The organism is Collinsella sp. CLA-ER-H10, assembly GCF_040092475.1.
Lineage (GTDB): Bacteria > Actinomycetota > Coriobacteriia > Coriobacteriales > Coriobacteriaceae > Collinsella.
The window spans coordinates 26,047-33,933 of the sequence record NZ_JBBNLM010000020.1; the positions used below are offsets into that span (position 1 = coordinate 26,047).

Here is a 7,887-nt window from a genome sequence, read left to right on the forward strand (position 1 = left end):
TATGCGTATCCGCATCGTGTGCCCCGTGAGCTGCGCCTATGAGGGCGACGCTGCGTTTGTGTCGATTCCGTCCACGGATGGCGAGTTTGGCGTTCTGCCTGCTCACTCCAGCGAGATCTGCACGATCGACCGCGGTTACGTTCGCGTTTCCGATAAGGCCATGGGCACTGTCGACCACACGTTTGCCGTGGCCGGCGGCTATGTCCAGGTTGCGGACGATGTCGTGACCGTTCTCGCCGAGCGCGCTTGCGATTTGGCGACCGTCGATGCCGACAAGCTTAAAGCTGATATTCAAGGTTTTGAAGAGAAGCTGGGTAATTTGTCGGAGGATGATGCACGCCGCGCCTACCTCTATAATGAAATCGCATGGTGTAAGCTCAAGCTTGCCCAATAGTCAAACGATTTAGCGTTCGACCATTTGCGAACACATCATGCCCGGGATGGCCCAGCCACCCCGGGCATGCTTTTTGAAAGGGTAGACCTTGGATATTATCCGCGTTGAGGGTGGCCACGCCATCGGAGGCTCCGTGCCCGTCTCGGGCGCCAAGAACTCCGCGCTCAAACTCATGGCGGCAACGCTTCTGGCGCCGGGCAAGACGACGCTGCAGAACGTGCCCGATATTTCCGATGTCCACGTGATGGGCAAGGTGCTCAAGGGCATGGGCGCTACGATCGATGTTCTCGACGAGCACACGCTCGAGATTGATACCTCTCAGGTCGATTCTTGGGAGGCCCCCTACGAGCTCGTCGCTAAGATGCGTGCTTCCACCGCCGTCATGGGACCTCTGCTGGGCCGCTTCCATCGCGCCAAGATCGCCATGCCGGGCGGCTGCAACCTGGGTGCTCGCAAGATCGATATGCACATTCTTGGTCTTGAGGCCCTGGGCGTTGAGTTCGATACCGCCCACGGTTACATCAACGCTAATGCGCCCCAAGGTCTGCGCGGTACCACCGTCACGCTCGAGTTCGCCAGCGTCGGTGCGACCGAGAACCTCATCATGGCCTCTGTGCGCGCACAGGGCACCACGGTTATCGACAATGCCGCCCGCGAGCCCGAGATCGTCGATCTCGCCAACATGCTCAACGAGATGGGCGCTAAGATTGTCGGCGCCGGTACGCCTGTCGTGACCATCGAGGGCGTGGAAGAGCTGCATCCTGTTACCCATCGCGTAGTGGGCGACCGCATCGAGGCCGGTACCTTTATCGTTGCCGGTGCGTTGATGGCCGACGATCGCGGTGTCGATGTCACGGGCTTTTGCCCCATTCACTTGGGCATGGTGCTCAAGAAGATGGAGCTCATGGGTATCGACTGCGAGCGCGTCGAGGATGGCGTCCATGTAAACCGTGCCGAGCGTATCAAGCCGGTCGACATCCAGACGCTTCCGTTCCCCGGCTTCCCGACGGACATGCAGGCGCAGATTATGGTGCTCTCCGCCCTTGCCGATGGCAGTTCCGTTATTACCGAGAACATCTTCGAGAATCGCTTTATGTTCGCCTCTGAGCTGGTGCGCATGGGTGCCGACATTCGTATCGAGAGCCATCATGCCATGATTCATGGCGTCAAGGGCTTCTCGGGTGCACAGGTTACCTCGCCCGATCTGCGTGGCGGAGCGGCCCTCGTCGTAGCGGGCTTGATCGCCGACGGGACGACCGAGGTTTCGGCCATTCATCACATCAAGCGCGGCTACGAGCAGTTTGTCGAAAAGCTGCAGGCGCTCGGCGCGCATGTCGAGCATGCTACCGTCCCCGATCCCGTCATCTACTAATACAGGTTGCCTATGTTTAATAAAAAGCCCCTCGCGGATACCACCACCCGAAGACCCTCAACTGGTGCGCAGGCCAAGATCTACAGTCGCGATAACGTGGCTCGCTATTCCGAGCGAGCTCGCCAACGTCGTCGTAGCCACACGATTCGTCACGTCGCGCTCATTGTCGTGCTTGGCGTGCTGCTGAGTGCCACTACCGCTGCCGGCCTGTGGTTTGCCACCATTATGGGCAAGCTCGGCGATTCTAATGTCATTACCGACAATCTGCGTCGGGTTCTGGTTGACACCGATGAGGCAAAGGATCCGTTCTACGTGCTGCTTCTTGGCACCGACGGCCGTCCGGGCGAGGATACGTATCGTGCCGACTCGATTATCCTGGCACGAATCGACCCCACGCAAAAGCAGGCGACGCTCATTTCCGTTCCGCGCGACACCAAGGTCGAGTACAAGGGCGAGACCATGAAGATCAACGCCTGCCATACCGTTGGCGGCGCCGAGGCCATGGTCGAGGCGGTCAACGAGCTGTGCGGTGTTCAGATTTCCCACTATGCCGAGGTCAGCTTCGACGGTATGCAGGCGCTGATTGATTCGGTTGGCGGTATCGACATTAACGCAACCGATGATGTTGACGACCCCGAGCACCTGGATATTAAGATTACCGCTGGCCAGCAGCATATGGACGGTGCCACCGCCCTTACCTATGCCCGCTGCCGCTACACCTATGCCGACGGCGATTACACGCGCATGCGCCACCAGCGTCAGGTGCTCGGCGCCCTTGCCAACCAGATTCTCAATAACTTCGATGCCACGAAGATCTTTGGCCTGGTTAATTCGCTGTCCGATATGCTCGTAACCGATATGAGCGTTCAGGATATCGTGGCTACGGTCAACGCCATGCGCGGTATGGATGTCGACGGCATCTACTCGGCCAACCTGCCCTCGTACGCCGACGACAGCACCATGATCGACGGTGTGAGCTACGTCTTTGTCTACGAGGACGAGCTCAAGGAAATGATGGAGCGCGTCGATGCCGGCAAGGATCCCAAGGGTCCCAACACCATGGGTCTTTCCGACGGTTCTAGCTCTACGATCGGCGACCTGAACAACAACACGTCTGACGACTACGCAAACGGTACCGCAACCTCATCGGTCAGCTCTGACGATTCCGATGACTCAAGCGATTCGAGCGATTCGGACTACTACGAAGAGCCCACCGGCGACGGCAACGGTTACGAAGCCAACTACTAGAGTTACGCGGTTTTACCAAACCGCGTAACCAGTTGACGCTGCAAACCCGCCAGAGCGGCAATCTGCCTTTCAACTTCGGCGGCATGATCAAAAGATCAATGCCACCTCGTTTCAAGGCACCTTGCTCGCTCTGGCGGGTTTTCGCTGTCGGTGCCAAAACATCGGCGTAACACTTGGCACATGGGTAGTCATTGGGGACGTTCTTAAACGACTGGTCAAAGGGGGCACTCTTGATGCACTTGGCACTTGGGGACGTTCCTTTTGTACCGGCAGTTTGGGACACTCCTTGCTTCAAGAGGCTGGCGTGCGTCAACCTATTCTCGTTGCAGTAAAAAAACCGCCCCGTTCTTGGTTGAGGACGGGGCGATTCGTCTTTTGGACTTGTGCAGCCAGGCTTATGCAAAGCGGGCGACGAGCTCCTGGAGCACGTCGGTCATCTTGACGAGCGAACTGACCGGGACGAACTCGTTGACGCCGTGGTAGCAATAGCCGCCGGTGGAAAGGTTGGGGCAGGGCAGACCGCGGAACGACAGCTGAGCGCCGTCGGTGCCGCCACGAATCGGCAGCACCTGGGGCTCAACGCCGCAGGCAAGGTAGGCTTCCTTGGCAACATCAATAAGCTCGGGATAGTCACGAACGATCTCGGCCATATTTCGATACTGCTGCTTAATCTCGACCGTCACGTGCTTCTCACCCAGACGCTGGTTGAGCATCGAGGCGGCGGCATCAATAAGGTCGAGTTTCTGCTGGAACTTGGCGGCGTCATGGTCGCGGACGATATAGCGCGCTGTGGCGTGATCGACGGTCGCAGATACACCCTCAAGGTGATAAAAGCCCTCGTAGCCTTCCGTATACTCCGGGCGCTGCACGTAGGGGAGCAACGCGTTGAAGTCGCAGAACAGATTGCCTGCGTTGACCATACGGCCCTTGGCGTCGCCCGGGTGGATGGACTGGCCCTCAAAGCGGACGGTCGCCTCGGCGGCGTTAAAACACTCCCACTCCAGCTCGCCGATGGGGCCGCCGTCGACCGTGTAGGCGTACTTGCAGCCAAAGGTATCGATATCCAACAGCTCGGCTCCGTGGCCGATCTCCTCGTCAGGGCAGAAGCAAATGCCGAGTGCGGGATGGGGCAGAGAGGGGTCCTGAGCGATACGCGCGACAAGCGACATAATCTCGGCGACGCCTGCCTTGTCGTCCGCGCCCAGCAGTGTGGTGCCATCGCTGCAGACCAGGTCCTCACCTGCGAGGTCGTTCAGGGCAGGAAGCTTGGCGGTACTCATGGCAACGGGCTTACCGTCAACCGTGCCGCAGACCAGGTCGCCGCCTTCGTAGTGTACGATGTGCGGCTTCACGCCGGCGCCCGGTGCAACTTCGGTGGTGTCGAGATGGGCGATCAGGCCCAGGGCGGGCTTGTCCTCAGCGCCCGCACTTGCGGGGATATGCGCGCAGACATAGGCGTGCTCGGTCACGTGGGCATCTTCCGCACCAAGCTCGCGCAGCTCTTCGGCCAGCACGTTGGCAAGGTCAAACTGAACGGCGCTCGAGGGTACCTGGTCGCAGTTTGCATCCTCGGACTGCGTGTTGATCTGGACGTAGCGCAAAAAGCGCTCGAGGACATCGGGGCTCGTGGTGGTGTTTTCCATAAAGACCGCTCCAATCTTGGTCGTCGTGTGCAACAAGAACTCTAGCACGGTATGCCACGGCATACCACGACGCTTGGATGGGGTAGAATCAGCCATTGAATGCAGAAGGGACGGAAGATCATGGATACGACAAATAGCTCGCGCGAACTACATCTGACGGTGGCGAACGAAGACTACTTGGAGTGCATGGTTCGCATTGAAAGCGAAGAGGGGGAAACCAACGGCGTGCGATCGGTCGACATCGCGCAGCGCCTTGGCGTCTCCAAGGCATCGGTCAATAAAGCGGTTTCGGCGCTCAAGGCATCCGAGCTTGTCGAGCAATCGCACTACGGCAAGGTAATCCTGACCGATCGCGGTCGCGAGGTTGGCACGGCTATCTGGTACCGTCATCGCCTCATCCGCACGTTTTTGGTTCAGGAGCTCGGTGTCGAATTTGAGCGAGCCGATTCCGAGGCCTGCATGATGGAGCATGCGCTATCCGAGGACACGATGAGCCGCTGGCTCGCCTATCTCGAAAAGCAGGGAATCAGCGTCGAGGAATAGCAGGATATATATGGATACGAGTTATTACAACCGCTTTGGTGCCGAGGAACTTACGCGCCGCTTGTCGAGCGAGACCTTGTTGGCGCAGGGCCCCATGGGCAGTGTTTTGTTGAGTGAGTACGATGCCGCCGACATTCCACCGGCGTTTTGGAATCTGGCAGAGCCGCAGACCGTTTCTCGTATCCATCGCTTGTATGTCGCCGCCGGCGCGCAGGTGCTCATTACCAATACCTTTCAGGCATCGAGCTATGCCCTCAAGCACGACCAGATTGCGCCGTCCGTGGCGGAGGTCAATCGCGGGGCCGTCGACGATGCCCGCCAGGCGCACCCTCAGCTACTGCTGGGCTCGATGGGCCCGATCGGTATTGAGTGGTTTGCCGAGGACTCTGTCGAGTATCGTGAAATCCGCGGCATTGCGCGCGAACAGGCGCACGCCTTGCTCAATGCCGGCGTTGACGGTCTGCTGATCGAGACGGTGACGTCTATCCGTAATCTGCAGCCCATGCTTGCCGGCGCCCGAGATGCCGCCGACGGCATGCCTGTTCTGGTGAGTTTTGTCGTTGACGATAAAGGCGACCTGCTGGGCGATGGCCTCAACATCGAGGCAGCCGTTTTGTACGCCGAAAAACACGGCGCAAACTCGGTTGGTGTTAATTGCTGTTCGCTTGCGGCCGCGAACGCGGCGGTGCCCAGGATGGTTGCATCGGCGACTACTCCCGTCACGGTGCGTCCCAACGTGGGCGATCCGGTCCAGACTCAGGATGGCCCCGTATGGCACGAGAGCCCCGAAGCTTTCGCGCGCGCATGCATCGAATGGAGACATGCCGGCGCCGCAATGGTGGGCAGTTGTTGTGGAACCACGGCAATCACTACGGCAGCGATGGCCGAGGCGCTCGATATATAAAGGGTAAAACCGCTCCATACGGGGTGGTTTTTTTATTGCCTGCATGTCCTCGGCAGCATTTGCCCAAATGGTGAATGCTGGTGCCGGCGGGTTGCCGAGTGCATGTTGCGGGTATACCCCATGCGTACCATGATCCAAACACTGTGAGGTGTCTGCGCGTGTGCGCGATAATTCATTTTGGAACTGACGGTTGGCGCGCTCGCGTCGATGAGGACTTCACTGCCGATAACGTTGCCCGTATCGCCGATGCCGTCGGCGAGTTGTGGCAAAAGACCAATCCAGGCAAAACGGTATATATAGGGTTCGACACCCGGCCCCTGGCGAGCGAGTTCGCTGAGCTTGCGGCGGGCGTGCTAGCAGCGCACGGGCTGGACGCCGTGCTCGCTTCGCGACCTGTTCCGACCCCTGCCCTTACGTGGGCGGCGGCTTATGACGGTGAGGCGTGCGGCGCGCTCATGGTGACGGGGTCCCATCATCCGCAGGGTTATCTGTGCCTCAAGATTCGCATGGGTGACGGCTCGACCGCCAACCAGGATGTCATCGAAGAGCTCGAAGAGACCATGGCTCCCGAGCCAATGGGGATCGAGGGGCAATATCGCACCGCGGATATTATTCCTGACTATATGCAGGCGGTGGCATCGTTTGTCGATGCCGAAGCCATCCGCGCCGCGCACCTGCGCGTGGTTGTCGATCCCATGGGCGGCGCAGCCCAGGGCTATCTAGCCGACTTGCTGCGCGAGCTTGGCGTTGAGGTGCACGAGATTCACGCCGGGCAGGCGTCTGACCAAGAAGATATCTGCCCCGACCCCGTTGAGCCTTGGGTGGACGCTTGCGAGCGCACGGTTATCGATGACGGAGCTTGCGCCGGCCTGGTGACCGACGGCGACGCCGACCGTATCGGTGCGGTTGACGAGCGCGGCAGATATATACATCCGCATCAGATCATGGCGCTCGTTTTGGGCGACTTGGTCCAATTTCGTAATTTGGAGGGGCGCGTCGTCGTCAATCTTTCATGCTCGACGCTCGTGCGTCGCATTGCCGAGGCGCTTGGCTGCCGCGTGACCGTCAAACCAGTCGGTTTCAAATATATAGCGGCGGAGATGAAGAAGGGCGGCGTCCTCATAGGCGGTGAAGAAGCCGGTGGTATCGGCATCGCCGCGCATATGCCCGAGCGCGATGGAGTCCTCGCCTGTCTGATTCTGTGTGAGCTTATGGCTAAGACGAACGCGCCTTTGGGCGTTCTGGTCGACCAACTCGAGGACAGTTTTGGTAAGACGAGTTACGGTCGACGGGATTTGCGCCTTGAGGCCGAAGATGCCGAAGCGTTACGAACCCTGCTGCCGGGCGTAAACCCCAAGTCGATTTGTGGCAAGGTGCCGCAAAACGTTAGTCATATGGATGGCTTGCGTTTGGAATTCGAGGATGACACGTGGCTGCTGGTCCGTCCTAGCGGGACCGAACCAGTGGTGCGCGTCTACGCCGAGGGGTTCTCGGTGGAAGAACGCGATGAGTTGCTCGATGCTGGCTGTGCTTTAGCTAGGGGGACGTATCCGCTTTAATCATGAGACTGCCTTATATAAAGAGATGCTCGGCGAGCGGTAGTTAACGGCTGGCAAACGTTAGTCGGATCACAAGATGTGTAGGAAATGTGTACACCCGGATTCCCGCCCCCGGGGCCCCTCCGGTCTGGCAATATATCTCCTTGCCGCGCGGCCCGGTGGAACCGGATCAGCCGCGGGGCGTGCACCTTGAGAACCGGATACTGCGAGGATGGACACATCGA

Annotated in this window: 7 protein-coding genes; 6 read left to right on the top strand and 1 reads right to left on the bottom strand. The window is 59.2% G+C overall.

Annotation, left to right across the window (positions count from 1 at the left end; translation table 11 throughout):
- The first annotated feature begins 1 nt into the window (after nucleotide 1).
- From atpC to AAAX36_RS08030, 3 genes are all read left to right on the top strand, one after another.
- Nucleotides 2–394 (top strand): ATP synthase F1 subunit epsilon, encoded by a 393-nt coding sequence (gene atpC / locus AAAX36_RS08020; RefSeq protein WP_117564995.1) that lies wholly within the window; start codon nucleotides 2–4, stop codon nucleotides 392–394.
- Nucleotides 395–482: 88 nt separating this feature from the next.
- Entirely contained in the window at nucleotides 483–1,766 is a 1,284-nt protein-coding gene (gene murA, locus AAAX36_RS08025; RefSeq protein ID WP_035138796.1) for a UDP-N-acetylglucosamine 1-carboxyvinyltransferase, read from the top strand.
- A gap of 12 nt (nucleotides 1,767–1,778) precedes the next feature.
- The gene (locus AAAX36_RS08030; RefSeq protein WP_089573100.1) at nucleotides 1,779–3,014 is read left to right on the top strand and encodes an LCP family protein; all 1,236 of its coding nucleotides are present in this window, start codon (nucleotides 1,779–1,781) and stop codon (nucleotides 3,012–3,014) included.
- Between the two features lie 395 nt (nucleotides 3,015–3,409).
- Here AAAX36_RS08030 and pepT read toward each other — a convergent pair whose 3' ends face one another.
- On the bottom strand, nucleotides 3,410–4,657 hold the full coding sequence (gene pepT / locus AAAX36_RS08035) for a peptidase T (protein WP_349075004.1): 1,248 nt from the start codon (nucleotides 4,655–4,657) through the stop codon (nucleotides 3,410–3,412).
- A 120-nt stretch (nucleotides 4,658–4,777) separates the two neighbouring features.
- Between pepT and AAAX36_RS08040 the strand changes: the two genes are divergently transcribed.
- The 3 genes from AAAX36_RS08040 to AAAX36_RS08050 all read left to right on the top strand — a co-directional run bounded on the left by AAAX36_RS08040 (nucleotide 4,778) and on the right by AAAX36_RS08050 (nucleotide 7,663).
- Complete coding sequence (locus AAAX36_RS08040) at nucleotides 4,778–5,200, top strand: metal-dependent transcriptional regulator (protein ID WP_040359600.1); 423 nt, start codon at nucleotides 4,778–4,780, stop codon at nucleotides 5,198–5,200.
- A gap of 10 nt (nucleotides 5,201–5,210) precedes the next feature.
- A complete protein-coding gene (locus AAAX36_RS08045) occupies nucleotides 5,211–6,104 on the top strand; it encodes a homocysteine S-methyltransferase family protein (RefSeq protein WP_349075005.1) in 894 nt (297 codons plus the stop codon).
- A gap of 158 nt (nucleotides 6,105–6,262) precedes the next feature.
- Entirely contained in the window at nucleotides 6,263–7,663 is a 1,401-nt protein-coding gene (locus AAAX36_RS08050) for a phosphoglucomutase/phosphomannomutase family protein (RefSeq protein WP_349075007.1), read from the top strand.
- Nucleotides 7,664–7,887 lie beyond the last annotated feature (224 nt).

Coding starts and splice junctions, on each gene's coding strand:
- AAAX36_RS08030 (WP_089573100.1), top strand. CDS start 1,779: ATGTTTAATAAAAAGCCCCTCGCGGATACCACCACCCGAAGACCCTCA.
- AAAX36_RS08040 (WP_040359600.1), top strand. CDS start 4,778: ATGGATACGACAAATAGCTCGCGCGAACTACATCTGACGGTGGCGAAC.
- AAAX36_RS08045 (WP_349075005.1), top strand. CDS start 5,211: ATGGATACGAGTTATTACAACCGCTTTGGTGCCGAGGAACTTACGCGC.
- atpC (WP_117564995.1), top strand. CDS start 2: ATGCGTATCCGCATCGTGTGCCCCGTGAGCTGCGCCTATGAGGGCGAC.
- pepT (WP_349075004.1), bottom strand. CDS start 4,657: ATGGAAAACACCACCACGAGCCCCGATGTCCTCGAGCGCTTTTTGCGC.